Genomic DNA, 25265 nt, shown 5'->3' on the forward strand with positions numbered 1-25265 from the left:
CCTGTACGACGTGGCGCGCACGGCGCATCTGGAGCGGGCCCACGAGTTCTCCCCCGCGAGCATCGTGTACCGCAAGAAGCGCTACGACTACGACCCCGGGCTCGAGGCCGGTCTCGACATCGTCCGGGCGGGCGACGTACGCGCGGCGCTGCTGCTGGCACGCTCAGGCGTCGAGACGCTGGAGGTGAACGAGCCGCTGATGATCTCGGCGGCCGCGCGCTCCGCTCTGGCGATCGCCGCGGTTCGCGTCGCCGGCGCGCTGCGCCGCCGCCGTACGACTGTCGTGTCCTACGCCATCGAGAACCTGTACCCGCCGGTCCCCGCATCCCTCAAGGGACGCGTCGGTCGCCGGGCGCGGCTCGTGCTTGCCCGCTTCGTGCACGCGAACCTGGACCGGCTAGCCTTCGGCACCGACGTCTCCCGGGAGCTGTACCGCCGGGTGTTCGGATCGGGCGGCGCGACCGCGACCACGATCCCGGCCCTCCCCTCTGCCGTGCACCCCGCCCTGACGCCGGGACGACCGCCGATCGCGGCCTTCCTCGGCGCCTTCGAGGAACGCAAGGGCCTGCCGCTGCTCCTCGCCGCCTGGCCGCTGGTGCGCGAGCGTCGTCCGGACGCCCGCCTGCTCGTGATGGGCAAAGGCGCCCTCGAAGTGCTCGCCCGGGAGGCCGTAGCGATCGACGCCTCGATCGAGCTGTTGGTGGATCCGTCGCGCGACACCATCTCGGGCGCGCTGGCCGGAGCGAAGGCCCTCGTGCTGCCGTCGCAGCGGCGGCCGCGCTGGCGCGAGCAGGTCGGTCTCCCCATCGTGGAGGGCCTGGCCGCGGGATGCGTCGTCGTCACCACTTCCGAGACGGGACTCGCCGACTGGCTCACCGAGGAGGGCCACTACATCATCCCGGCCGACGCCGACGCCGCGACCCTCGCCGAGGCCGTGGCGGGCGCGCTCAGCGACAGGCGAGCGCCCGCGGACCTGCTCGCGGCGCTCCCGGCCACCGACGGCCGCCGCGCCGCAGACGACTGGCTGTTCGGCCGCCGTCCCGCCCACGACAGCGTGACGGCGACATGAGCGCCAAGCGGGGCGCCTTCCGCGCCGTCTCGTCGACCGCCCTCATCAAGGTGCTCGTCATGGGTGGGTCCGGCATCCTCGGCATATTCACCAGCCGGTTGATCATCAGCCACTTCGGCACCGACGCGTACGCTCAATACGGTCTCCTCTCGACGCTGTCGACGCTGCTGCCGTTCGCCGACCTGGGGATGGCGGCGGTTGTCATCAACGCCATCGCCGGCTCCGGGGACCCGCGAAGCGATCCGTACGTGCGTCGCGCTGTGACGACGGCGTTCCGCATCCTGATCGGAACCGGCGCAGCGATCCTCCTCATGGCGCTGGGGATCACGCTGCTCGGCTGGTGGCCCACGCTGCTCGGTGCTGGTCTGGCCCCCGGCTCCGGCGACCTCGCCGCCTTCCTCTGCCTCGGGATCTTCGGGCTCGCCCTGCCGCTGACGGTCGGGCAGCGCATGCTGGTGGGGCTGGAGCGGACGACGCTACAGGTCGCGACCCAGTTCGTGGTCGCTCCGTTCATGTTCCTCTCGGTAGGCGCGGTTGCGCTGTTCGCGCTTCCGTCCGGCGACTATCTCGCGGTTTTCTCCTACATCGCAGCAGCCCTGGTCTCAGTACTGTGCCTGCTCTTCGCCGCCCGGCTTCTGAAACCCCAGGTCGGCCACGCGATCCGCGACATCCCGCGCGTGAGGAATGTCCGGAACGTCGCCGCCTTCGGCCTCGCCTGGCCGATGCTCGCGCAAATGCTGGCGCTACCGATCGCGATGCAGACCGACCGCCTGCTGCTCAGCCATCTCACCTCCGGGACTGAGCTCGCCCAGTACAACCTGGCGACGCAGCTCTTCGGGCTCATCCTCCAGACGATTGCCGCGGCGGGCGTCGCGCTGTGGCCGGTTTTCGCGCGGGCCCGGTCGGCGGACCGCGTAGTGACGCCGTGGCGCGCGACGCTCGCCTTCGCCGGCGGCGGACTGGCGACCGCCCTGGCCCTGGCAGCACTGCTGCCCTGGGTAGCGGCATTCGTCTCCGACGGCAAGCTGCAGCTCGACGGCTGGCTGGTCGGCGGCTACATCGCCTTCGTCGCGGTGCAAGCCGCCAAATACCCGATCGGTATGTACATGACCGACCAGCGCGGGCTCACGTTCCAGGTGCTGCCAATCGTAATCATGGTGCCGATCAACCTCGGCCTCTCCTGGTGGCTGACGCTGCTGCTTGGCGCGGGTGGCCCGATTATCGGGTCGGCCATCGCCGTGCTGCTGTGCCAGGTCATCCCGAACCTCTGGTATGTCCGCCGGGATCTGGCTCGCCGACGGGCTCAGGCACGTGAGACCGCAGCGCAGGAGCCGACACTGACCCCTATGGGGGACTAGGGCGGCGTCCTGACTTCATGAGATAATCTCAGAATCAGCCGAAAGGATGCGCAGATGGCCGTGGCCGACCCGTCGCCCCTCCGCTTCACAGCAGGGTCCGCGATCGGCCGCACCGTCAGGCCCGACGCCTCGTCCGACTCGCACGCGGACGCCTGGCGAACGATCTCGCGCGTCGTCGCCGCCCTGTCCCTCGTCATCATCGGCGCCCGCATCCAGCTCCCGCAGGGGCTGACGGTCGGTTACCTCGTGGCGGTGCTACTGCTCCCGGTATGGATCTCTGTGCTGCCGCGGTACCGGGGCGGCGTTCTGCTGATGGCGCTCGGCGGCGCAGCCGCCCTGAACGGCTACCTCCTCACCGGGCTTGCCCGCGGAAGCGCGCACACCGGCAACGGCCTGGCGCTGCAGAACACCTTCGTCCTCGTCGGCACCATGCTGGCGATCGGCGTCATGCTCTGGGCCCGCACGCTGCTGCCGCTGTGGAGCGTGGGACTCTTCTTCGGGATCGGCCTGTTGGTGGGCATAGACCCGCACGGCATACTCGCTGGAGGCAACCCCTGGAAGTTCGTGTTCGCCGTCCCGGTGGCCGTCATCGCCCTGAGCATCGCCATGGTCCGCAAGAGCCGGGGCCTGGAGCTCGTCATCGTGGTGGCGCTGGCGGCGCTCTCCGCGGCGAGCGACGCCCGAAGCGGTTTCGCCATACTGCTGCTGACCGGCGTGCTCGTCGTCTGGCAACTGCGGCCGACGTCGAACACTAAACGCGCGTCGACCGCCCGTGTGCTGCTCGGGCTCCTGCTCGTCGCCGGGATCGCCTACAACGTCGGCCAATCGCTCATCGTCGACGGCGCGCTCGGCGAGGCGACCCAGCAGCGGACGATCGCCCAGATCAACACCTCCGGCTCGCTGATCCTCGGCGGCCGGCCGGAGCTCGCAGCCACCGCTGCACTGATGCAGCACTACCCCTTCGGCTTCGGCTCGGGAAGCTACGCCAGTTCGACACAGGTTCTCGTCGCCAAGCAGGGGATGATGGCGATCAACTACGACCCGAACAACGGCTACGTCGACAACTTCATGTTCGGCACCGGGTTCGAGCTGCACTCGATGATCGGCGACCTCTGGGCGAACTACGGGATCGGCGGCCTCCTTCTCTCGGTCGGACTGCTCTGGTACGTGCTGCGGGGCCTCGGTCACAGCGTCGCCCACCGTGCGGCGAGCGCACTCCTCATCTACCTGGCTGTGCGAACGCTGTGGTCGCTCTTCTTCGGCCCCTGGTACTCCTCGGCGACCCTGCTGACCCTGCTGATCGGGATGACGCTGCTGCCGCGGCTCGGCGCGGGCGAGAAGGAGTCCACGACATGACCATGCGCCGGCTCACCGTGCTGCAGTCCTTCCCGGAGCCCCGTGCGACGACCAACCCTTACATCGTCATGCTGGCGGCCGCAATCCGCGAGCAGCCAGACGCCAAGCTCCTCACCTTCTCGTGGCGCACCGCCCTCACCCACCGGTACGACGTGTTCCACATCCACTGGCCCGAGATTCTGCTGGAGGGCCGCACGCCCTTGCGCGCGCTGGCCCGGCAGCTCCTGACGGCGCTGCTCCTGCTCCGGATCGCGGTGCTTCGGACGCCCGTCGTGCGCACCGTCCACAACCTCGACCTCCCGGAGGGGATAAACCGCCGGCAGCGCTTCCTCCTGGAGCGGTTCGCACGCCTGACCACTTTGCGGATCACGCTCAACGACAGGACCACGCTGCCGGAGGGTACCGAGGCGGTCACGATCGTGCACGGCCACTACCGCACCTGGTTCGCGGACGCTCCGCGCCGGAGGCCGGTGGCGGGACGGCTCGCATACTTCGGCCTGATCCGCCGCTACAAGAACGTACAGGCGCTCGTGAAGGCGTTCCGCGGACTGGCGACCGACGCCTCCCTGCAGGTCGGCGGCCGGCCGTCGGCGCCCGAACTGGCCGCCGAGATAGCGGAGCTCGCAGCAGGCGACGACCGCATCTCGCTCACCTTCGCCTTCCTCACCGACGACGAGCTGGTCGGGATCGCGACGGCGGCCGAACTTGTGGTGCTTCCCTACCGTGAGATGCACAACTCCGGCGGTACGCTCGCGGCGCTGTCGCTCGACCGCCCCGTGCTCATCCCCGACAACGAGGTGAACAGGGCGCTCGCACTCGAGGTGGGCGAGGACTGGGTGCGCCGGTACTCCGGCGAGCTGACGACGGAGGTCCTTCGGGAAGCGCTCACCGGCGTGCAGGAGCGGCCGCCCGTCGGCCGCCCCGACCTGTCCGCGCGCGAGTGGGACGCCGTCGGCTCCGAGCACATCTCCGCGTATCGCCGGGCGCTTCAGCTGGCACGCTTTCGTGTGGGCACCACCAGGCCGACTCAACGCCGCCGGTACTCCTGGTAGCGATAGCCGAGCGCGCCCGCCGCCATCCCGAGTCCGCGCGCGATCGTCCGTGCGCCGCGCGCCCGGTGCTGGAGCGACCCGGTCAGGATGCCCACCGCGACGCGCACACAGCCACCCGCGATGCGCACCCCTCCGGAGGCGAGGAGCTGGGGGAGGACGCGCCACCGCTCGGACGTCGTGCGCGTGAGCTTCAGCGATGTCAGAGACCAACCGTTGCCGCTGCTGAACGCCCGCAGCATCACCCAGCGGTGTGTTACCCGGGCGGCGGGGACCACGTCCACCACCATCGCCTCGGCGCACCAGAGGATCCGACCGCCCGCGCGCACGAATTCGCGTGTGAACATCGTGTCGTCGCCGCCGGTGATGCCGAAATCGAGGTCGAACCGCAGCCCATTCGCGCGCACGAAAGCGAGGTCGATGAGCAGGTTATTGGTCGCCGCCACCTCAACCGGCGTCCCCGTCTCCAGCCTGCGGCGCACGAAGAAGCCGCCCGCCTCCATCCAAGCGTCCGGCTGCACCTCGAAGGTAGAGCGCACCGGCCCCACGACCGCCTCGGCGCCGGTCCGCTGCAGGCAGTTCAGCAGGGCGGCCAGCCAGCCCGGCTCGGGGCGCTCGTCATCGTCGATGAAGATGAGGATGTCGTCGTCCGCGGACTCCACCAGCGCGCGGTTGCGCGCCGCGGAGATCCCCGGCTCGCGCTCCACCGCATATCGAATCGGCACCGTCAGGCGGTCGGCAAGCTCGGACACCGCAACTCTCGCGCTCGCGTCCCTGTCATTGTCGACCACCTGGATGCGCACCGAGAACGGCAGCGCCCCCAGGGCTGCGATCTCGTTCCCGAGCGCCGGGAGTACGGCCCGGATGTCGGCGGGCCTGCGGAAAGTCAGCACGGCGATCACAACGTGGTGCACGATGGACATCATGACAGCATCAGGGCTCCCGGACGAGTCGGACGATCTGGCGATCGTGGTGGTGAACTACGGGTCCTCGGCGCTGCTGTCCAACAACCTCACGGCCGTCGCGGCGGATGTCCCCGAGGCGATGATCGTCGTTGTGGACAACTTCTCCACGGCCGCAGAGCGGATGGCACTGCACGCGCTCGCCGAGCCGCTCGGGTGGGAAGTGGTGGAGGCGAAGGACAACCTCGGGTTCGGCATCGGAATGAACGTGGGAGTCGCCCGCGCCCGCGAGCGGGGTGCTCGCCGGTTCCTGTTGCTCAACCCGGACGCGACCATCCAGCGGCCCAGCGTGAGGACCCTCGTGGCGCGTTCCCTCGCCGAGCCGATGACGCTGCTGTCGCCCGTCGTCCGCCGGTCCGACGGATCGACGTGGTCGGTCGGCGCCGACGTCTACCTGCGCGACGGCCGCATCCGCTCCGCCGCCCGGCGCGGTACCGTGCCCGGCGAGCGCGTCCCGTGGCTGAGCGGGGCCTGTCTGCTCGTGACCGACCGGCTGTGGGATGCGGTGGGCGGGTTCGCCGACGACTACTTTCTCTACTGGGAGGACGTGGACCTCTCGCTGCGTGTCACTCGCGCCGGCGGCTCGCTGGCTCTGGTCGAGGACGCCACCGCAGTGCACGACGAGGGTGGCACCCAGAGAACGGATGGACCGCACTCCGGCGTCCGCAAGTCCGGTACGTACTACTACTACAACATCCGGAACCGTCTGCTGTTCGCAGCCAGGAACCTGCCGCCGGAGACGGTGCGGGCGTGGCGGCGTTCGACGCTGCCCGTGGCGTGGGAGATCCTGCTGCAGGGCGGCAAGCGGCAGTTCCTCACCTCCGGCGAGGCGCTCCGCGCAGGATGGCGGGGTGTCCGCGACGGCCTTCGCCTGTCCCGGACACCTCACCATGCTGACGACCCCGACTACTGAGCGGTCTTCGCGCTGAAGTTGTCGAAGGCAACCGTGGTGGTCGCGTCCGTCGCCGACGAGGAGATGTACGTCATGACACCGACGCTGCCAGCGGCCTGCATGGCGGCCGTGGTGCTGGTAGCCGTCACCTGCCAGGCGGTCGGCTCCGGCTGTGACGCGTCCCACACCTTGGTTTTCAGCGTCGTTGTGGTGCCGTCACCCACCGTCGTCATCCGGACGTTGAGCACCATGCCCGGCGTCCAGGTGAGCCCGGCTATGTTCACAGCCTTCAGCGATGTGCCGCCCTCGAGGATCTGGGCCTGGACTGCTCCGCCCGCCTTGATCCAGGCCCGGCCGTAGAACGGGGTGCCGCCGACCTGCCGGCCGATGAGCCCCGCGTACTGGCCGCCGCCGGTCGCCGCCTTGTCGACGGTGAACGACGCCTGCACGTCGGTCGCGGTCGAGGAGACGGCTCCGAGCCGCGCGGTCCGCGTCTGGCCGATCGGCACAGCGATGGACCCGACCCCGTTGCCGACGGAGAAGTTCGCCGCCGTCCCGGTGAGGGTCCAGGGGCCGCCGGTGTCGGCGGTCCCCCAACCGTTCGCCACCGTCCTGCCGAACGCGTCGGCTCCCAGTACGGTCGCGGTGCCCGAGGTGACCGTCACCTGCTTGGTCGTGGTGCCCGTCGCCGACTGGTTGTCGGTGACGGTCAACGTGACCGTGTAGGTGCCGGCGCTCACGTAGGTGTGCGATGCGGTCGCTCCGGTCGCGGTCCCTCCGTCACCGAAGTTCCACGCGTACGAGGCGATCGTGCCGTCCGGGTCGCTCGAGGTCGAGCCGTCCACACTCAGCGCCAGCCCGGTCGAGGACGACGTGAACGCCGCCGCCGGAGGCTGGTTGGCCGCAGCGACGGTCACCTGCTTGGTCGTGGTGCCCGTCGCCGACTGGTTGTCGGTGACGGTCAACGTGACCGTGTAGGTGCCGGCGCTCACGTAGGTGTGCGATGCGGTCGCTCCGGTCGCGGTCCCTCCGTCACCGAAGTTCCACGCGTACGAGGCGATCGTGCCGTCCGGGTCGCTCGAGGTCGAGCCGTCCACACTCAGCGCCAGCCCGGTCGAGGACGACGTGAACGCCGCCGCCGGAGGCTGGTTGGGCGCGGCGACCGTGACCTGCTTGGTCGAGCTTGTCGTCGCGTTGCTGTTGTCGGTCGTCGTCAACGTCACCGTGTAGGTGCCGCCGGCGGCGTAGGTGTGGGTGGCCGTGACACCGGTTCCTGTGGAGCCGTCACCCCAGTTCCACGCGTAGCCGATGATGGTGCCGTCCGGATCGGCGGATGCCGACGCGTCGGTGTTCACCGTCAGACCGCTCGGCGTCGCCGTGAAGGACGACGTCGGCGGCTGGTTCGGCACGGGCGCCACCGTGACCTGCTGGCTCGTCGTCCCTGTGGCGGACGCGTTGTCGGTGACCGTCAACGTGACCGTGTAGGTGCCTGCCGTGCCATAGGTGTGCGTCGCGGTGGCACCGGTTCCCGTCGAGCCGTCACCCCAGTTCCAGGAGTATCCGGTGATCGTGCCGTCCGGATCGGCCGACGCCGAGGCGTCCGTCGACACGACGAGGCCGGAGGACGACGCCGTGAACGACGCCGTCGGCGGCTGGTTCGCCGGTGTTCCGGAAGAGCCGAGCGCGTAGTGGTTCGCGACCGTGGAGGCTGAGAGCTCCGTCGAGTAGACGGCGAACTCGTCGAGCGTTCCGTTGAAGTACGGGCTGCTCGATCCCCACGTGTTGTCCCCACCGAGGCGCCAGTAGCCGTTGTAGCCCTGCGCCTGCGTCTGGGGGTTGGTCCCGACCTTCACGCCATCCACGTACAGCGCCATGCCGTCCGAGGCCTGCGTCGCGGCCACGTAGTGCCAGTTGCCGTCGTTCAGCGGCGTCGGCGACGTGATCGTGTTGGTCTGGCCGGTCCACACTCCGAACACAAGGCGTCCGTCGTTCTGCATGTAGACGTGCCGGTCGTAGTTGCTGGACAGTCCGCTCGGCTGGTCGCCGAACCCGATCAGCTTGCCGCCGGAGGTCGTGGTGGTCTTGAACCACCCCTCCAACGAGTAGGTCGACGGGTTCGACACCTGCTGGCTGCTCACCACTACGCCCGAGCTGCCGTTGAACGCCGTTGCAGCGTTCGCGACACCATTGAGGGCTCCGGTCTGACCGTGGGTGTAACCACCCTGGTAGTTGCCGGTCTGGCCGTAGGGAGAGGAGTCGGCTGCCGTCGTACCGGTGTCCGCCAGACGCCAGTACAGGTCCGGGTCGCTCTGGTACACGGCCGCGCCGTAGGCGTCCGCGGGCGCCGTCGGGGTGTTGAGGTTGTATCCGGCCGCCTGGTACATGGAGGACACCTGGGTGCGACTCAGCACCGTCGGGTAGATCGCCACCTGGGCGATCGAACCACCGAAGTAGTTGGTCGCCGGCTGGTTGGGCCAGCCGTTCAGGTTGTCGCCACCGACGCGCCAGTAGCCGTTGTAGCCCTGACCGGTTGTCACATCGGTGCGGGACGCGACGCGCTTGCCGTCGACATAGAGCACCATGCCTCCGCTGCCGAGCGTCGCCGTGATCTGGTGCCACTGACCGTCGTTCAGCGCCATCGGGGTGTTCAGCGTCTGCACGCCGCCCGGGTAGACACCGAAGTAGACCCGGCCGTTGTTGGCCATGTAGACGTGACGGTCGTAGCTGCCGGAGTCGCCGGTCGGCTGGTTGCCGAAGCCGAGGATCTTGCCACCGCGTGTCGTGGTCGTCTTGATCCACGCCTGTGCCGTGAACGTGTTCGGGCCGTCCTCGTTGGTGGGCGACGGGAAGAACCCGTCACTTGCGCCGTCGAAGCTGGCTGCCGTCGTGCTGTCCGGGTTCAGCGGTCCCGTTCCCGAACGCGTGACACCCCCGTTGAGCGTCGCGTCGTTCCCATTCGCCCAGTCGTACGCGTTGCTGCCCGAGCTCTCGTTCAGCGGCCAGTAGTACTCGGGGCTCGCGTTCAGCACACTGGATGCGTACGGCGTCATGGATCCGGAGTCGGCGATGGTCACCGAGACCGACGAGCTGTAGACCGCGTTGCCGTTGGGGTCCGTTACTCGGATCCGGTAGGACTGGGTCGAGCCCGGCGTCTGCCCGGTATCCGTGAAGACCAGCGATTTCGGTTGCCAGAACGGCGTGGTGACCTTCGTCGTGTAGATCGGGTGGCCGGTCGCCTGGCCGCGGATCACATCGTAGGTCAGGGCCTCGTTGTCCGGGTCCCAGTTCGTCTTCCAGCTGATCCGCGCTGTACCCGCAGTGAGGGAGATCACGTTGGGGGTGTACGACGCTGTAGGGATCTGCGGGCCGATCTTGAGCGGCGCGATGGACGGCATGGCGAATCGCACCAGCCCCTGCTGCGCCTTGCCCTGAACGCGCGTGAACTCGCCGCCGAGGATCAGGTAGTTACCGGCGGACTCGTTGCTCCACGGTCCCTGACTCTGACCGGTGAAGGTGCCGGTGTTGACGTCGGGGTACCAGTTCAGGAGGTCGGGACGCGGGTTTCCCGCGAAGTTGTAGTAGCCGTACGGGTCGTTCGTGACCGTGCCGCGCACGTCCGTGGTGAACGCCAGTGCGCGGTGGAAGGTCCAGTCGGGGCTGGTCTGCGGGAAACCGCCGATGTTGCCGCAGTAGTGCGGGTGGCCCACCGCGTACTCGACGCCCTGCAGCACCGTGATGTCGTAGGTGTCGCCATGGCAGTCCTCGACCCAGACGAGGTCGCCGTTCGTCCAGTCGGCCCGGAACGAGCCCTCGAGGTTTCCGCCGGAGCCGAACACGTAACCGGACCCGTAGAGGCCGGAGGCGTCCGCGTGCAGTGCCTCGATCGCCGCCTGCGTCCCGCCGTTGCGGACGAGGTTGTTGACGTTCCACGGCAGCAGAGTCCCGGTATCAGGAGTGACCGCGGCGAGCCCGTACCCGGGGTTCGACGACCCGTTGACGGACGTGAAGTTGCCGCCGAGCACGATCTTGGACCCGTCCGGCGAGATGGCGAGGTGCTGCGCCGTGCCTCCCGCGATCGTCGGTGCCCACGGCAGGAGAGCACCGTTGCTCGCCGAGAAGGCGGCGGCGTAGGTGCGGCTCTGGTTGCCGGCGGAGCCGAAGGCACCCACCGCGTAGACGGTGCTGTTGGTGGCGACGATGCCTTGCACGCTCGCGTTGAGGACCGGCACGAAACTGGTGATGAGCGCGCCGGTCGCCGTGTTGAACGCCGCGAGGCGGTAGCGGGTCGCACCCCCGATCGTGGTGAAACTGCCGCCGACGTAGAGCCGGGTTCCGTCCGGCGAGACCGCCAGCGCCTTGACCTGCCCATTCGGGCTCGGGTTGAAGGTAGTGTTCAGGGCGCCGGTGGTGAGGTCGAACGCGAGCATGTTCGCGCGCGGCGTCTGATTGGTGCCGGCAGCGGCGCCGGCAGGCCTGGCGTTCGAGAACTGGCCGCCGACGTAGACGGTGTTGCCGACGACCTGCTCCGCCCACGCCACGCCGTCCATCTGGACAGTGGGCAACGGGTCGGCGCTCACGGTGGTGGGATCGCCTGGAGGCGGGGCTGTGTCGGCCACCGCAGGCTGGACGACGACGAGAGATGCGAGGATCGCTGCGGCTGCAGCGACGATGCCGATCGCGGCACGCCGGCGCCGCTGGCTCCGACGTTGCCGACCCGCCATCTCCTGGGGTGTCCCGCCGCCGGCGGGAGATTCGTGCGATGCAGTCACGGTTTCATCCTGTGTTCGGGTTGAGGAGAATCGTCGGTTCGGGGTATTGAGGGGGCTTTATCGACATATTCTCAGTTAATTTGACGCTGAGCTTAGCTCAGTTATCGGGTGAAGCGAGGGCCGGTCCCCCGTACTGGGGGCGTGGAACTCACTTCGGGGCGGCGCCCTGGAAGGCGATGGCGGGCGAGCCCGCCTGATAGTCCACCGTGATGACGACGGACCCACGCTGGTCCTCCGGCACGGTGAAAACGTAGGTCGCCGACGCGTTCGAGTGCGCCGGGATGCTGGCGGGCAGCGCCGTCACTCCCGGGCCGCTCAACGGCGACGACGGGGTGTTGTCCTGCCCGAAGTAGGCGTTCACGACGATCTGCTGGGTCGCATATGCGGCGTCGCCGGCGTTGGCGAAGTCGAGCGTGAACCGGATGGAGGGGCCCGCGGTCTCGCCGACGCCCTGCGCCTCGCCCTTGACAGACTCGAGCTTCGACATCGTCACAGTGACGGCGTTGTCGACGGTGGTCTTCGAGTTCAACGCCACCGGTTCCCGCTGCGGGAGGGCTGCACCGGCCGCGCCGGGGACCGCTGTCGGAGTGGGCTTATCGGCAGGGGCGGATGGCGACGGGGCGGACGCGTCCGGAGTCGCCGTCTTCTGACCCGCCGGTGCGGACGTGGACGGCTGACCGGTGATCGGACCATCGGCGGAGGTCTGCGACGCGGAACCGGCCGCGACCCCCCACCAGACGCCGCCGACGAGGAGGACGAACGCCGCGGCGCCGGCGATCCAGGGCCACTGCGGACGGCGGCGCCCGCCGTCCGGCTCCGGCGTGTTCTCAGCGGACATCAGGACTTCCTTCCGAGTTCGCGCATCTGGCCGAACCATCGCGGCAATGCGATGACCAGTGCGCCGAGATTGGCCACGAAGAACAGGCCGTAGGCGATGGTGAAGAGCAGCGGCCACCCGAGGAGGAGGAACACCAGGCAGAGCACGCCGTAGTCGGTCGGCACCAGCAGGAGGGTCTTGAGCGCCGAGCGCGGACCCGTTGCCCGCTCGGCCGAGCCGCCGCGCGCGGCGCGCAGGAGATCGTTGAGGATCATCCCGAAGAACGTCACGTTCGCGACGATCGCGTAAAGAAGAGGAAGCAGCAGCCACGCCGCCGACGGCAGGTCGAAGAAGCGGAACATCGCGACCGCGACCGCCAGGTGCAGGGCCGAGATCTTGCCGCTGTCGACCACGTGGTCGAGCCACTCCCCCGCGGCGGACCCACCGCCCCGGAGGCGTGCGACCTGACCGTCGGCGGAGTCGAACGCATACCCCAGCGCGAGGAGCGCCCAGACGAGCAGGCCCATCCACGGGGCGGTCGGCAGGAGAGCGATCACGAGGATGCCGGAGAAGGTGAGCGCCGCCGAGATGGCGGTCACGGCGTTCGGGGTGAGCCCCGCCCGGTAGGCCCACGCCGCAATGAGGCGGCCGGCGCGGCGGTTCACGTAGACGGAGTAGGGAGGCGAACCCGGCAGCGACTGCTTCTGCGCACCGGCGAGGCTGCGAACGACCGCGCGATACGACTGCGCTGCGCCTTCCTGCGTCGTCATGGGACCACCCCTCCGCGACCCGACGAGCGAGCGCGCCCCACCCGGGTCAGTGGGACGTCTTCACGGCGGTCGGGCCGTGTCTGCAGTCTAATTGAGAAAGCCTCATAAACAGCCATCCCCGTTCGGGTGACAAGCACCCGTTCGGTCCACCCCAAGATGAGATACTGACAAATCGTCACTATTCATGCAACATAGTGAGGAAATCTCAAAACAACTCGAGGGGGAAGCCCGTGACCCGACGCGTCGGCTACGCCGCAGGGGCGTTCGATCTGTTCCACATCGGACACCTGAACATCCTGAGACACGCCAAGAGCCAGTGCGACCACCTGATCGCGGGCGTCGTGACCGACGAGATGCTCGCGCTCACCAAGGGCATCGACCCGGTGATCCCCTTGGCGGAGCGGCTCGAGATCGTGCAGAGCATCGAGTACGTAGACGAAGCGGTCGCCGAGACCCTCCCGGACAAGCTCGACACCTGGCGGGAACTGCGCTTCGACGTCTTCTTCAAGGGCGACGACTGGCGCGGCACCGAGAAGGGGATGCGGCTCGAGCGCGAGTTCGCCGCCGTCGGCGTCGAGGTCGTGTACTTCCCGTACACGATGACCACGTCGTCGACGCAGCTGCGGCAGGCGCTCGCAGCGCTCGCCGGCTGAGTCACTCCCGCCAGCCGGCTGAGTCCTTGTCCTCGCTCGCGAAGCGATCGGTCGCCTCGATCAGCGCGTCCAGGATGCCCGGCTCGTCGAACGCGTGCCCGGCGTCCGGGATCATCCGCAGCTCCGCCTCCGGGAGCGCCCTGTGCAGGTCCCACGCGGTCATCGGAGGGGTGCAGACGTCGTAGCGGCCCTGCACGATGACGGTCGGGATGCCCTCCAGCTTCGCCGCGTCGCGAATCAGCTGGCCCTCCTCGAACCAGCCGCGGTTCATGAAGAAGTGGTTCTCGATCCGCGCGAACGCGACCGCGTAGGCGTGGACCGTGAACGCCTCCACCAGGTCGGGCCGGGGCAGCAACGTGATGGTGGACGACTCCCAGCGCGACCAGGCGACGGCCGCGGGCTGGTGCACCGCCGGATCGGGGTCGGACAGCAGCCGCTGGTAGGCGCGCATCAGGTGCGAGCGCTCCCCCGACGGCACCGGCTCGAGGAACCCCTCCCACAGGTCAGGGAAGAGCGCGGCCGCGCCTCCCTCGTAGAACCAGTCGAGCTCCTGCGCCCGCAGCGTGAAGATGCCGCGGATCACCAGCTCGGTCACCCGGTCCGGATGGGTCTCGGCGTACGCCAGGGCGAGGGTGCTCCCCCACGAGCCGCCGAAGACCTGCCAGCGCTCGATGTGGAGGTGCTCGCGCAGGCGCTCGATGTCCTCCACCAGGTGCCACGTCGTGTTCACGGCGAGGTCGGCCTCCGGCTCGCTCGCGTGCGGCAGGCTGCGGCCGCACATTCGCTGATCGAACAGCACGATGCGATACCGCTCCGGATCGAACAGGCGGCGGTGCCCCGGGGTGGTCGCGCCACCCGGGCCGCCATGGAGGAAGACGACCGGCTTTCCATCCGGATTGCCGCTGACCTCCCAGTACAGCCGCTGGTCGTCGCCGACCTCCAGCATCCCGCTGTCGTAGGGCTCGATCTCCGGGTACAGGGTCCGCATGCCTCGACAGTAGTGGTCCGGGCGGTCCTCGCGCGCCCGGCGAGGTGGCGCCACCGGACGCTGCCCGGTCTAGGCTCGGCGGCGTGAGCGCATCCACCGCGGCATCGACTCCCCCCTCCCCGCCTCCCGCCTCCCCGTCTTCCGTCACCGTGACCGTCACCGGCGCGGGCGGCCAGATCGGCTACGCGCTGCTGTTCCGGATCGCCTCCGGCCAGCTGCTCGGGAGGGAGACACCCGTGCGGTTGCGGCTGCTGGAGATCCCGGCGGGCCTGCGGTCGGCGGAGGGGACGGCGCTCGAGCTCGAGGACGGCGCGTATCCGCTCCTGCACTCGGTCGACGTGACCGACGACGCCCGGACGGCCTTCGACGGGGTCAGCGTCGCCCTGCTGGTCGGCGCGCGGCCGCGCGGACCGGGGATGGAGCGGAGCGACCTCCTGGAGGCCAACGGCGCGATCTTCGGGCCGCAGGGCGAGGCGATCAACGCGGGCGCAGCGGACGACGTGCGGGTGCTGGTGGTCGGCAACCCGGCCAACACGAACGCGCTGATCGCGAGCGCCCACGCGCCGGACGTGCCGCGCGAGCGGTTCACCGCGATGACACGGCTCGACCACAACCGGGCCGTCGCGCAGCTGGCCCGCCACCTCCACGTGCCGGTTCGGTCCGTCGACGGTGTGATCGTCTGGGGCAACCACTCGGCCAGCCAGTACCCGGATCTGACCCACGCGACCGTCGACGGCCGGCCCGCCACCGAGCTCGTGGACGAGCGCTGGCTCGCGGACGAGTACATCCCGCGCGTCGCCAAGCGGGGGGCGGAGATCATCGACGTGCGCGGGTCGTCGTCGGCGGCGTCCGCTGCGAGCGCCGCGATCGACCACATCCACGACTGGGTGCACGGCACCGGCGACCGCTGGACCAGCGCCGGCGTGGTGTCCGACGGGTCCTACGGCGTGCCGGAGGCGCTCGTGTCATCGTTCCCGGTGCGGTCGGTGGACGGCGCGTGGCGGATCGTGCCCGACCTCGCCGTCGACGCCTTCTCGCGCTCGCGCATCGACGCCTCCGTCGCCGAGCTGGTCGCGGAGCGCGACGCCGTGCGCGCCCTCGGCCTCCTCTAGCCGCCGCCCCTTCCCCCGATTCGTGACGAATCGGGGCTCTGGCGGCGCTGAATCCCCGATTCGTCACGAATGTGCAAACCCCGATTCGTGACGAATCGGGGCTCTAGCAGCGCGGAAGCCCACATTCGTCACGAATCAGGGGAGGGGGGGAGGGAAGAGCGGGCGTGGTGGCGTCAGCGCTTCTTCGACTTCTCCGGGGTGGGGAGGGTGCCGTCGGCACGACGCGAGGCGTAGTACGCGCGCGCCTCGGCCTGGCGCTCGGCCTCCGCGCCGGACGCGATTTTCGCGCGCACCAGCTCGGGGCCGTAGCCGAACGCATCCACGAGGTCGACGGCGTGCGGGCGGATGCGGGTCAGCAGCCGGTCGATGTACGCCGAGACCGCCTGCGCGCGCTGCGGCGAGAGGCGTCCGTTCATCAGGTACCAGGCAAGGTGCTTCTCGATCAGGCCGAAACCGAACAGGTCGCGCAGCCAGGTCAGCACCTGCTTGGTGCCGGCGTCGGGGGCATCCTCGAGGGCGTCCGTGAACGCTTCCCACTGCAGCAGCTCGGCGTGGGCGCGCGCGGCCTCGATCAGCTCGTTCTGCTGCGCATTGAACAGGTCGGCCGCGGCCTTCTTGTCCAGCTTGGAGGCTGCGCGCAGGCGACCGGCGATCGTGGCGACCATCGTCTCCACACGCGCGGTGAGCAGCTCGCGCTGCGTCGCCGACTCCTGCAGCCAGTTAACCGACCGGGCCGTCGAACCGAAGTCGCGGACCGTCTGGGCGACGCTCCGCAGCCCCGAGCCGTGATACGCCTTGTTCGCCGTCATGGTGACGACGTACCGGGCGAGGGCTCCGGCGTCCGCCTTCGCGAACTTGCGGCTGTAGTCGGTCAGGAGGCGCTTCGCCACCAGCTGCAGGAGGACGTTGTTGTCGCCCTCGAAGGTGACCCAGATGTCCAGGTCCTGCCGCAGGGAGGTGAGCCGGTTCTCGGTGAGGAAGCCCGCACCTCCGCAGGCCTCGCGCGCTTCCTGCAGGGTGTCGAGCGCGTGCCAGGTGCTGAGCGGCTTGAGCGCAGCGGCGATGGTCTCCAGGTCCTGACGGTCGGTGTCGGAGTCGGCCACGCCGCTGAACACGTCGTCGAACTTGTGCAGGAACACCTCGTGCGCGAAGCTCGCGGCGTACGTGGTCGCCAGCAGCGGAAGCAGCCGGCGCTGGTGCCGCTGGTAGTCGAGCAGGACCTCCTCGTCGGTGTCGCTGCCCGCGGTGAACTGGCGACGCTGGTCGGCGTAGGTGATCGCGATGGCGAGGCCCAGCTTCGCCCCGATCACCGCGGAGCCGTCCAGCGAGACGCGACCCTGCACGAGCGTGCCGAGCATCGTGAAGAACCGGCGGCCGGGGCTGGCGATCGGCGACGTGTACGTGCCGTCCTCGGCGACGTCTCCGTAACGGTTCAGGAGGTCGGTGCGCGGGATGCGGACCCCGGTGAAGTGCAGCCGGCCGTTGTCGATGCCGTTCAGGCCGCCCTTCTGGCCGTCGTCCTCGCCGCCGATGCCCGGCAGGAACTCGCCGTTCGCATCCCGGATCGGCACGTAGAAGGCGTGCACGCCGTGGTTGACGTCCTTCGTGATCAGCTGGGCGAAGACGACTGCGGCCGTCGCGTCCACGGCCGCGTTGCCGAGGTAGTCCTTCCAGGCGCCGCGGAACGGCGTGTCCAGGACGAACTCCTGCGTCTCCGGGTCGTAGGTCGCGGTCGTGCCGATGCTGGCGACGTCCGAACCGTGCCCAGTCTCGGTCATCGCGAAGGCCCCGGGCACGTCGAGCGACATGATGGCGGGCAAGTACGTCTCGTGGTGGTGCTCGGTCCCGAGGTGCAGGACCGCAGCGCCGAACAGGCCCCACTGCACGCCCGACTTGATCTGGAGGGACGGGTCGGCCGCCACGAGCTCCTCGAAGGCGGCGATGTTGCCGCCGTTGTCCTCGGCGCCGCCCAACGACTTCGGGAAGGCACGGTGCACCTGGCCGTTCTCGACGAGCAGCTTCAGCTGCCCGAAGACGCGTGTCCGATGGTCGGCGACGGTGAGGCCCTCCTGCTTCTGCAGCTCCGGGCGCTTCGCCAGCTCACGGGACGCCAGCCGGGCCTCCGCCCAGTCGCCGAGCAGCTGGCGGCCGAGTGCCTCCACGTCGACACGCGGTGCTGCACCGGCGGGTGCGGGATCGGGGACGCGGGGAGCCGGGGAAACGGCGGGAGTCGCGCTCGGGACGCGTTCGGCAGTGTCGACCATGACCTCTCCTCAAGAAAATCGCGGGATGCCCACACGCTACGACTGTCGACGCGCGAGCGGAAAACGTCGGTGCGCCGCCTACAAAGCAGCCGGGTGACGCCCGACGGCCTCTTTGTGGGAACCTCCAAACGAGGGAGGTCGCGGTGTCATGTCCCGCACAACGGCCGGGCGTCAGAAATGCGAGAAGCGCCGCCCCCGTGGTGGGTGGCGGCGCTTCGGATGCTCGCGGGCGGCCTACGCGGCCCGGCGCGGGAGGCGCGTGCTGCGCAGGTCGCGCCCGTGCTGGGGGCGGGGCGCCCGGAGCGGGGTGGTGAGCGCGGCGCGAGCGGCGGCTGCGCCCTTCAGCTCCACCACGGAACCGGCGGCCACCTGCGCGTCGCGCTCGACGCGCGCGCCGTTCCCGACCATCGCGTTCTCGCCCAGCTTGGCCCCGCTGCCGATCTTCACACCGGAACCGACGATGCACCCCGCGCCGATGTGGACGTTCGCGCCCACGAAGGTGCGGTCGCCCACCGTCGCGCCCTTATCGATCCAGCTGCCCGCACCGACGTACGCCTCCATGCCGACGCGCGCGTCGGCCTCCACGTAGGCCGTCGGCTCGATGTAGGCCGACTCGGCCACCCGCGCCGTCGGGGACACGAGGCCCCGGCCGTTCGCGTGACGCTTGTACTTGATGACGGCGCCGGTCTCGTCCTCGAGCTCTTCGATCATTCGTGCCATCTCCTGCTTCCTCCTTCGAGATCGCCGCAGTAATCGTTCAATGTCATAACACCGGGCGCCCAGAAAGAATTCCCTGGTCGCCGGAAGGAACCACGTACCGTACCCCGGCCTCGCCGCCGCGCAAGGGGCCTGCCGCCACCTCCCCGTCGGCTGCCGTTCACCGGGCGTTCGCCGGCCTGCCGGAGGCTTCCCCCTGAGCACCCTCTCAGAGTCACCGCCCCGGCGAGCGCCGGCGGCCTCCCGCGGAGCGACGTGCTCGCCCGTCCCACCATTTGACCCGAACAACAAGGGAGAACACGCGTGCGCACTCACTGGAGAGGCCTGGCCGCCGTCGCTGCCGCCGGGCTCTGCGCCCTGGCCGGCCTGGCCGCCACAGCCCCGGCGACGGCGGTCGTCGCCCCGTCCGTGGTGATCAATGAAGTCGAGTCGAGCGCGCCCAACGGCGGCCCCGACTGGGTCGAGCTGAAGAACACCGGCGCCGACCCGGTCGACCTCACCGGCTGGTCGGTGCTCGACAACGACGACGGCCACACAGCCGTGCCGCTGCCGACAGGCTCCGTCATCGCGGCGGGAGGCTACTTCGTCATCGACGAGGCCACGCTCGGCTTCGGGCTCGGAAGCGGCGACTCTGCCCGGCTGTACGACCCGGCGCACACCCTCGTCGACACGTACAGCTGGACCGCGCACGCTGCCGTGACCTACGGCCGGTGCCCGGACGGGACCGGAGCCTTCCGCAACACGACCACCTCCACGCAGGGCGCCGCGAACGACTGCAGCGCGCCTCCCGTGCAGGTGAAGATCAACGAGGTGGAGTCCGACGGCGACGCCACCGACTGGATCGAACTGGTCAACACCGGGTCGGCAGCAGCGGACCTCGGCGGGTACATCCTCCGCGACGACAAGGACACGGACGCCTTCGTCATCCCGGTAGGCACGACGGTCGCAGCCGGCGGGTACTCCACCGCCGACGTGTCCTCCCTGTTCGGCCTGGGCAGCTCGGACCAGGCACGGCTGTTCGCGCCCGACGGGTCCACGCTGATCGACTCGTACACCTGGACCGCCCACGCCACCACGACCTACGGCCGCTGCCCGAACGGAACCGGGCCCTTCACGACGACGAGCGCGCCGACGAAGAACGCTCCGAACGCATGCCCCGGCGACGTCGTGCTGGCGGCCTGGCCGGGTGGCACGGACGTCAGGGAGGTCGACCCCGCGAACGTGCTCGGCGGCAACATGAGCGGCCTGTACTACCAGGCGTCCGGCACGAACCAGCCGGGCGTGCTGTGGGCCGTGAAGAACGGGCCGGGGACGCTGTTCCGCCTGCTCTGGAACGGGACCGCCTGGGCTCCTGACACGGCGAACGGCTGGGCTGCAGGCAAGGCCCTGCACTACACGGACGGCACCGGAGATCCGGACTCGGAGGGCGTGACCATCACCGGCGCTGGTCCCGACGGCGGCATCTACGTCTCGACCGAGCGGAACAACTCCGCCAACACGGTGAGCCGGCCGGCCATCCTGCGCTTCGACCCGGCGCAGCCCGGGACGTCGCTCACCGCGACCGCGGACTGGAACCTCACCGCCGACCTCCCCGTCGTCGGGCCGAACCTCGGCCTCGAAGCGGTCACCTGGGTCCCCGACACCTACCTGACGAAGAACGGCTTCGTGGATGCCACCACCGGCCACGCCTACGACCCGGCCGCCTACCCGGGGCACGGGGACGGGCTGTTCTTCGCGGGGCTGGAGGCGAACGGGAACGTCTACGCCTACGCGCTGAGCGGCACCGGCACGTTCACGCGGATCGCGACCATCTCGACCGGCATGCCCGGTGTCATGGACCTGCAGTTCGACGCCGAACGCCAGGCGATCTGGGCGGTCTGCGACGACACCTGCCACGGGCAGCACGAACTGCTCACCGTCGCGTCGACAGGGGTCGATGCGGGAGCGTTCCAGGTCGCGCAGGCCTTCTCCCGTCCGACCGGCATGCCGGACTACAACAACGAAGGCTTCGCGGTCGCCCCGCAGGCCGAATGCGTCGACGGCCTCAAGCCGGCGATCTGGGCGGACGACACCAACGACGGCGGCCACGCGCTGCGCCAGGGGACGGTCGCGTGCACCGTGCTGCCGGGCGGCGGCGACGGCGGGACCGGAGGCGCCCCCGGGACCGGAGGCGGCGATGGTGGGACCGGCGGCGGCGGGACCGGAGGGGGCGCGCCGGGCGCACCGGTCGCGACGGTGTCTACCGGGTCCGTCTCCGCGGGCGGAGCGGTCACGGTCACCGCGAGCGGCTTCTCGGCCGGTGAGAAGGTCGAGATCTGGCTGCACTCCGACCCCGTCCTGCTCGCGGTCGTCACCGCCGGGCCGACGGGCGGCGTGACGGCGACCGTCCGCATCCCTTCAGGCACGCCGGCCGGCGCGCACACCCTCGTCCTGCTCGGGCAGACTTCGGGCGCGACCGCGACGGTGGGCCTGACCGTGGCCGCGACCGCCTCGGCCGCTGCGACGAACGGCGGCCCGGCAGGGCTGGCGGCGACGGGATCCGACGTGACCGTTCCCCTCGGGGCGGCACTCCTCCTCGCGGCCGCCGGTGGCGCACTGCTGCTGGCGCGGGGCGTGCGGCGGCGTCCGTCCGCCTGACCGCCGCGGAGGGGCCCGGCCGCACCGCGGTCGGGCTCCTTCGTCTCCCCGCCGCCTCCGTCCCCTCCCCCTCGAGTTGCGACATCACGTCATCACTCGAACCGAAAAGCAGCAACAACTCACCACTCGGCAGCGTCAGGCGGACGCGGGGGCGGACGCCGTTGCGGACGCGACGACCGAGAGGAGCGCCTCGCCGTAGGCGTCGCGCTTCTTGGATCCGATTCCGGTGATGCCGTCGAGGTCGGACAGGGATGCGGGGCGTGCGGTGGCGACGGCGCGCAGCGTCGCGTCGGAGAACACGATGTACGCGGGGACCGACTGCTCGCGAGCCTGGCCGGCGCGCCAGCTGCGGAGCGCCTCGAAGAGCGGCTCGTCGTGGGCGGCGAGCTCGGACGGGACGGCGCTGCGCGAGGAGCGCGACGCGCGCTCGGGCCGGTCGGGCTCTGTGCGGAGGATGACGGGTCGACCACCCGAGAGCACCTCGGCGCTCGCGGGCGTGATGGTGAGCACGCCGTACTCGCCCTCGGGCTTCAGCAGCTCCTGGGCGATCAGTTGACGGGCGACGCCGCGCCACTGGCTCTCGCTGAGGTCGGCCCCGATGGACCAGGTGGCGAGCGCGTCGTGCCCATACTGCTCCACTCGGGGGGTGCGCTTGCCGCGCAGGATGTCGATCAGGTGGCTCGCGCCGAACCGCTGGTTTCGCTCGCGCTTCAGCCGTACGACCGTCGACAGAAGTTTCTGCGCCGGGACTGTGCCGTCCCAACTCTCCGGCGGGGTGAGGCAGGTGTCGCAGTTGCCACACGGCCCTGATGACTGCCCGAAGTAGGCGAGCAGGTTCACACGGCGGCACTGGACCGTCTCGCACAGGGCGAGCATCGCATCCAGGTGCTGGGTGAGCCGCCGGCGATGCGCCAGGTCGCCCGGGGAGTCGTCGATCATCCTCCGCTGCTGCACGACGTCTTGGAGGCCGTAGGCGAGCCAGGCGGTCGACGGCAGCCCGTCGCGACCGGCGCGCCCGGTCTCCTGGTAGTAGCCCTCCACCGATTTCGGGAGGTCGATGTGCGCGACGAAGCGGACGTCGGGCTTGTCGATCCCCATGCCGAAGGCGATCGTCGCCACGACGATGACGCCCTCCTCCCGGAGGAAGCGCGCCTGGGTCGACGCCCGCAGCGACGCGTCGAGGCCGGCGTGGTACGGGAGCGCGGTGAGCCCGCGGGCCGACAGGAACTCGGCCGTCTTCTCGACCGATGCGCGTGACAGGGCGTAGACGATGCCGGCGTCGCCCGGGTGCTCGCGGGTGATGAAGTCGAGCAGCTGCTTGCGCGGCTCGTTCTTGGGCACGATGCGGTACTGGATGTTGGGGCGGTCGAAGTCGGAGACGTAGTGCTCCGCCTTCTCGAGCGCGAGGCGCGACGTCAGCTCGCGGTGGGTGGCCTCGGTGGCGGTCGCGGTCAGTGCGATGCGAGGGACGCCGGGCCAGCGCTCGGCCAGCTCGGAGAGCGCGAGGTAGTCGGGCCGGAAGTCGTGCCCCCACTGCGACACGCAGTGCGCCTCGTCGATCGCGAACAGGGCGATGCTGCCGCGCTCGAGGAAGCGCTTGGTCGCTTCGGACGACAGCCGCTCGGGCGCGACGTACAGGATGTCGAGCTCGCCCGCGAGGTACGCCCGCTCGACGGCGGCGCGGGCCGCGCCGTCCTGGGTCGAATTCAGGAAGGCGGCGCGGACGCCGACGGCGGTCAGCGCATCCACCTGGTCCTGCATGAGGGCGATCAGCGGCGAGACGACGACGCCGGTGCCCTCGCGCAGCAGCGACGGGATCTGGTAGCAGAGGCTCTTGCCGCCGCCGGTCGGCATGAGCACGACCGCGTCGCCTCCTGCGGCCACGCGCTCGATGATCTGCTGCTGCTGGCCCCGGAACGAGTCGTAGCCGAAGACCGTCTTCAGCGCCTCCTGCGCCGTGGCGAACCGTGCGGGGGTCGCGCGGATCACCGGGACAGGCCGGGCCGCGACAGCAGAAGCGGAACCGGCACCGGAACCGGCACGGGCTCCCGCGGCGTCGACCGGCACGTACCCGCCGTAGGGGTCGCCGTACTCGGGAGGCGGCTCCTCATCGAGAGGAGGCGCATCCCTGTCATCGGGGACCCAGCCGGCGGTGTTGCTCATGCTTCGATCGTAACGGCGGCCCCTGACGGCTTCCCCGGCTTGCACGGATCTGTGGATAACCCGCCATCCACAGCCCGGCCTCCGGTACCATCGCCCACATGCGCCGGCTCATCGTGACGGAGTTCATGACCCTCGACGGCGTCGTCGAGGCCCCAGGCGGCGAGCCCACGCACCCGCATTCCGGCTGGACCATCCCGTTCAGCACGGAGGACCTCCGCGACTTCAAGCTCCAGGAGGTCCGGGAGGCCGGTTCGCTCCTCCTCGGCCGGCGCACCTACGAGCAGTTCGCCGAGGCGTGGCCGCCGCGCGACGGCGAGTTCGCGGACATCATGAACTCCCTCCCGAAGGTCGTGGTCACCTCCCGCCCGGGAGAGCTGAGCTGGAACGCGACCGCACTGGAGGAGCCCGTCCGCGCCGGCATCGGGACACTCAAGGAGGGCGACGGCGGGCCGATCCTCGTCGCCGGCAGCGCCTCCCTCGTCCGCTCGCTGCTGGTCTGGGGACTGGTGGACGAGCTGCGACTGCTGACCTACCCGGTGATGGTCGGCGGCGGGATCCGGATCTTCCCCGACGACCACGGCAAGTGGACGTTCGAGCTCACCCAACTCGAACGATTCGCCTCCGGGGCCGTCCTGCACACGTACCGCTTGGCCGGCAGCTGATGCCGGCGGCAGCCCTCGGGCTGCTGAGCGCCATCGTCTACGGATCCGCCGACTTCCTCGGCGGCGTGGCCGCTCGGCGCATCGGCCCGATCCGCACCACCGCCGTCGGCGCGGTCAGCGGCCTCCTCCTGCTGATCCTCGCGCTGCCGCTGGCCGGAGGCGTGTGGTCCCCGGCTGCTCTCGGCTGGGGCGCGCTCTCCGGGCTCGTCGGCTCCGCGGCGGTCGGCCTCCTGTACGCGTGCCTGGCAATCGGGCCGATGAGCATCCTCTCGCCGCTGACCGCGCTCGTCTCCGCCCTGGTGCCGATGACCTGGGGCCTGATCGGCGGGGACCGGTTCGGCCTGGTCGGGTACCTGGCGCTCGGGCTGGCTCTCGTCGCGGTGGTGCTGGTGGGGTTCGTGCCCGAGAAGGGGGCGGTGCGGCCCAGCGGCCGGGCGCTGCTGATGGCGGTGGGCGCCGGCGCGATGATCGGGCTGTTCCTCATCCTGCTCGATCAGACGCCGGCGGACTCCGGCGTCGTGCCGCTGATCGCCAACCGAGCGGTCAACGGGGCGGTGATGTGGACGGTGGTCGGCCTCCTCGTCGTGCGGGCGCGGCAGCGCAGGAGCAGCGGCAGCAGCAGCGGCGCGAGCCCGAGCCCGAGCCCGAGCAGCGGCATGGAGGCTGCGCCGCGGTTCACTGCACGCGGTACGGGCATCGCCTCCGCGGGCGGCGCCCTCGACGCCTCCGCCAACCTGCTCATCCTGATCGGGCTGCGCGCCGGCGACCTCACCACAATGTCGGTGCTCGTCGCGCTGTATCCGGCCGGAACCATCCTGCTGGCCGCCGCTGTGCTGCGGGAGCGGGTGGCGCCGGTGCAGTGGGTGGGGCTGGTCCTCGCCGTCGCCGCTGCGGCGCTCCTCGCGCTGGACTGACCGCGGGCCGGAGCGGCAGCGCCCGACCGGCAGCGCGCTGGGCTGACCGTTGCTGGACCGCCAGCGGCCCGCTGGCGTGTACGGTAAGTCGCTGGACCAGACGGAGGCGATCG

Annotated in this window: 18 protein-coding genes; 10 read left to right on the forward strand and 8 right to left on the reverse strand. The window is 70.2% G+C overall.

The genetic code is table 11. From position 1 onward, the window contains the following. The first annotated feature begins 10 nt into the window (after positions 1-10). From SB754_RS13625 to SB754_RS13640, 4 genes are read left to right on the forward strand one after another with little or no spacing between them, the layout of a single operon-like run. Positions 11-1069, forward strand: a complete 1059-nt coding sequence (locus tag SB754_RS13625; RefSeq protein WP_410782842.1) for a glycosyltransferase family 4 protein — start codon at positions 11-13, stop codon at positions 1067-1069. Further along, on the forward strand, positions 1066-2427 hold the full coding sequence (locus tag SB754_RS13630) for an oligosaccharide flippase family protein (protein ID WP_410782843.1): 1362 nt from the start codon (positions 1066-1068) through the stop codon (positions 2425-2427). The genes SB754_RS13625 and SB754_RS13630 overlap by 4 nt, the downstream gene beginning before the upstream one ends. Before the next feature lie 54 nt (positions 2428-2481). Further along, entirely contained in the window at positions 2482-3783 is a 1302-nt protein-coding gene (locus SB754_RS13635) for a hypothetical protein (protein ID WP_410782844.1), read from the forward strand. Continuing rightward, positions 3780-4835 carry a glycosyl transferase gene (locus SB754_RS13640; RefSeq protein ID WP_410782845.1) on the forward strand — a complete coding sequence of 352 codons (1056 nt, stop codon included), beginning with the start codon at positions 3780-3782 and terminating at the stop codon, positions 4833-4835. Before SB754_RS13635 ends, SB754_RS13640 begins: the two co-directional genes overlap by 4 nt. On the opposite strand, the gene SB754_RS13645 is transcribed toward SB754_RS13640, so the two are convergent. Next, complete coding sequence (locus SB754_RS13645) at positions 4811-5758, reverse strand: glycosyltransferase family 2 protein (RefSeq protein WP_410782846.1); 948 nt, start codon at positions 5756-5758, stop codon at positions 4811-4813. The two genes, SB754_RS13640 and SB754_RS13645, sit on opposite strands and share 25 nt — an antisense overlap. On the opposite strand from SB754_RS13645, the gene SB754_RS13650 reads away from it, so the two are divergent. Next, positions 5757-6707 (forward strand): glycosyltransferase family 2 protein, encoded by a 951-nt coding sequence (locus SB754_RS13650; RefSeq protein ID WP_410782847.1) that lies wholly within the window; start codon positions 5757-5759, stop codon positions 6705-6707. The genes SB754_RS13645 and SB754_RS13650 overlap by 2 nt on opposite strands. Here SB754_RS13650 and SB754_RS13655 read toward each other — a convergent pair. The 3 genes from SB754_RS13655 to SB754_RS13665 form a co-directional block, all read right to left on the reverse strand. Further along, positions 6701-11455 (reverse strand): PKD domain-containing protein, encoded by a 4755-nt coding sequence (locus tag SB754_RS13655; RefSeq protein ID WP_410782848.1) that lies wholly within the window; start codon positions 11453-11455, stop codon positions 6701-6703. The two genes, SB754_RS13650 and SB754_RS13655, sit on opposite strands and share 7 nt — an antisense overlap. A gap of 148 nt (positions 11456-11603) precedes the next feature. Further along, complete coding sequence (locus SB754_RS13660) at positions 11604-12293, reverse strand: hypothetical protein (protein ID WP_410782849.1); 690 nt, start codon at positions 12291-12293, stop codon at positions 11604-11606. Then, complete coding sequence (locus SB754_RS13665; protein WP_410782850.1) at positions 12293-13042, reverse strand: CDP-alcohol phosphatidyltransferase family protein; 750 nt, start codon at positions 13040-13042, stop codon at positions 12293-12295. The genes SB754_RS13660 and SB754_RS13665 overlap by 1 nt, the downstream gene beginning before the upstream one ends. A 230-nt stretch (positions 13043-13272) precedes the next feature. Between SB754_RS13665 and SB754_RS13670 the strand changes: the two genes are divergently transcribed. Then, on the forward strand, positions 13273-13695 hold the full coding sequence (locus SB754_RS13670; protein WP_410782851.1) for an adenylyltransferase/cytidyltransferase family protein: 423 nt from the start codon (positions 13273-13275) through the stop codon (positions 13693-13695). 1 nt (position 13696) lies between these two features. Here SB754_RS13670 and pip read toward each other — a convergent pair whose 3' ends face one another. Then, on the reverse strand, positions 13697-14683 hold the full coding sequence (gene pip, locus SB754_RS13675) for a prolyl aminopeptidase (protein WP_410782852.1): 987 nt from the start codon (positions 14681-14683) through the stop codon (positions 13697-13699). A gap of 83 nt (positions 14684-14766) precedes the next feature. On the opposite strand from pip, the gene SB754_RS13680 reads away from it, so the two are divergent. Beyond that, complete coding sequence (locus SB754_RS13680; protein WP_410782853.1) at positions 14767-15795, forward strand: malate dehydrogenase; 1029 nt, start codon at positions 14767-14769, stop codon at positions 15793-15795. Positions 15796-15968: 173 nt separating this feature from the next. On the opposite strand, the gene SB754_RS13685 is transcribed toward SB754_RS13680, so the two are convergent. After that, positions 15969-18059: an acyl-CoA dehydrogenase gene (locus SB754_RS13685; RefSeq protein ID WP_410782854.1), complete on the reverse strand. Its 2091-nt coding sequence runs from the start codon at positions 18057-18059 to the stop codon at positions 15969-15971. A gap of 234 nt (positions 18060-18293) precedes the next feature. After that, positions 18294-18779 carry a DapH/DapD/GlmU-related protein gene (locus SB754_RS13690; protein WP_410782855.1) on the reverse strand — a complete coding sequence of 162 codons (486 nt, stop codon included), beginning with the start codon at positions 18777-18779 and terminating at the stop codon, positions 18294-18296. A gap of 300 nt (positions 18780-19079) precedes the next feature. On the opposite strand from SB754_RS13690, the gene SB754_RS13695 reads away from it, so the two are divergent. Then, positions 19080-21413 (forward strand): lamin tail domain-containing protein, encoded by a 2334-nt coding sequence (locus SB754_RS13695; protein ID WP_410782856.1) that lies wholly within the window; start codon positions 19080-19082, stop codon positions 21411-21413. 135 nt (positions 21414-21548) lie between these two features. On the opposite strand, the gene recQ is transcribed toward SB754_RS13695, so the two are convergent. Next, the gene (recQ, locus tag SB754_RS13700) at positions 21549-23576 is read right to left on the reverse strand and encodes a DNA helicase RecQ (protein WP_410782857.1); all 2028 of its coding nucleotides are present in this window, start codon (positions 23574-23576) and stop codon (positions 21549-21551) included. Between the two features lie 98 nt (positions 23577-23674). Between recQ and SB754_RS13705 the strand changes: the two genes are divergently transcribed. Continuing rightward, complete coding sequence (locus SB754_RS13705; protein ID WP_410782858.1) at positions 23675-24238, forward strand: dihydrofolate reductase family protein; 564 nt, start codon at positions 23675-23677, stop codon at positions 24236-24238. Continuing rightward, on the forward strand, positions 24238-25152 hold the full coding sequence (locus SB754_RS13710) for an EamA family transporter (RefSeq protein ID WP_410782859.1): 915 nt from the start codon (positions 24238-24240) through the stop codon (positions 25150-25152). The genes SB754_RS13705 and SB754_RS13710 overlap by 1 nt, the downstream gene beginning before the upstream one ends. Positions 25153-25265 lie beyond the last annotated feature (113 nt).

This window comes from Leifsonia sp. SIMBA_070 (genome assembly GCF_046534635.1).
Classification (GTDB): Bacteria; Actinomycetota; Actinomycetes; order Actinomycetales; family Microbacteriaceae; genus Leifsonia.

Bases quoted from the DNA above. Each gene is read 5' to 3' on its own strand.
- SB754_RS13650 (WP_410782847.1), top strand. From the start codon at position 5,757: ATGACAGCATCAGGGCTCCCGGACGAGTCGGACGATCTGGCGATCGTG.
- SB754_RS13660 (WP_410782849.1), bottom strand. From the start codon at position 12,293: ATGTCCGCTGAGAACACGCCGGAGCCGGACGGCGGGCGCCGCCGTCCG.
- SB754_RS13635 (WP_410782844.1), top strand. From the start codon at position 2,482: ATGGCCGTGGCCGACCCGTCGCCCCTCCGCTTCACAGCAGGGTCCGCG.
- SB754_RS13665 (WP_410782850.1), bottom strand. From the start codon at position 13,042: ATGACGACGCAGGAAGGCGCAGCGCAGTCGTATCGCGCGGTCGTTCGC.
- SB754_RS13645 (WP_410782846.1), bottom strand. From the start codon at position 5,758: ATGATGTCCATCGTGCACCACGTTGTGATCGCCGTGCTGACTTTCCGC.
- SB754_RS13705 (WP_410782858.1), top strand. From the start codon at position 23,675: ATGCGCCGGCTCATCGTGACGGAGTTCATGACCCTCGACGGCGTCGTC.
- pip (WP_410782852.1), bottom strand. From the start codon at position 14,683: ATGCGGACCCTGTACCCGGAGATCGAGCCCTACGACAGCGGGATGCTG.
- recQ (WP_410782857.1), bottom strand. From the start codon at position 23,576: ATGAGCAACACCGCCGGCTGGGTCCCCGATGACAGGGATGCGCCTCCT.
- SB754_RS13690 (WP_410782855.1), bottom strand. From the start codon at position 18,779: ATGGCACGAATGATCGAAGAGCTCGAGGACGAGACCGGCGCCGTCATC.
- SB754_RS13640 (WP_410782845.1), top strand. From the start codon at position 3,780: ATGACCATGCGCCGGCTCACCGTGCTGCAGTCCTTCCCGGAGCCCCGT.
- SB754_RS13685 (WP_410782854.1), bottom strand. From the start codon at position 18,059: ATGGTCGACACTGCCGAACGCGTCCCGAGCGCGACTCCCGCCGTTTCC.
- SB754_RS13710 (WP_410782859.1), top strand. From the start codon at position 24,238: ATGCCGGCGGCAGCCCTCGGGCTGCTGAGCGCCATCGTCTACGGATCC.
- SB754_RS13630 (WP_410782843.1), top strand. From the start codon at position 1,066: ATGAGCGCCAAGCGGGGCGCCTTCCGCGCCGTCTCGTCGACCGCCCTC.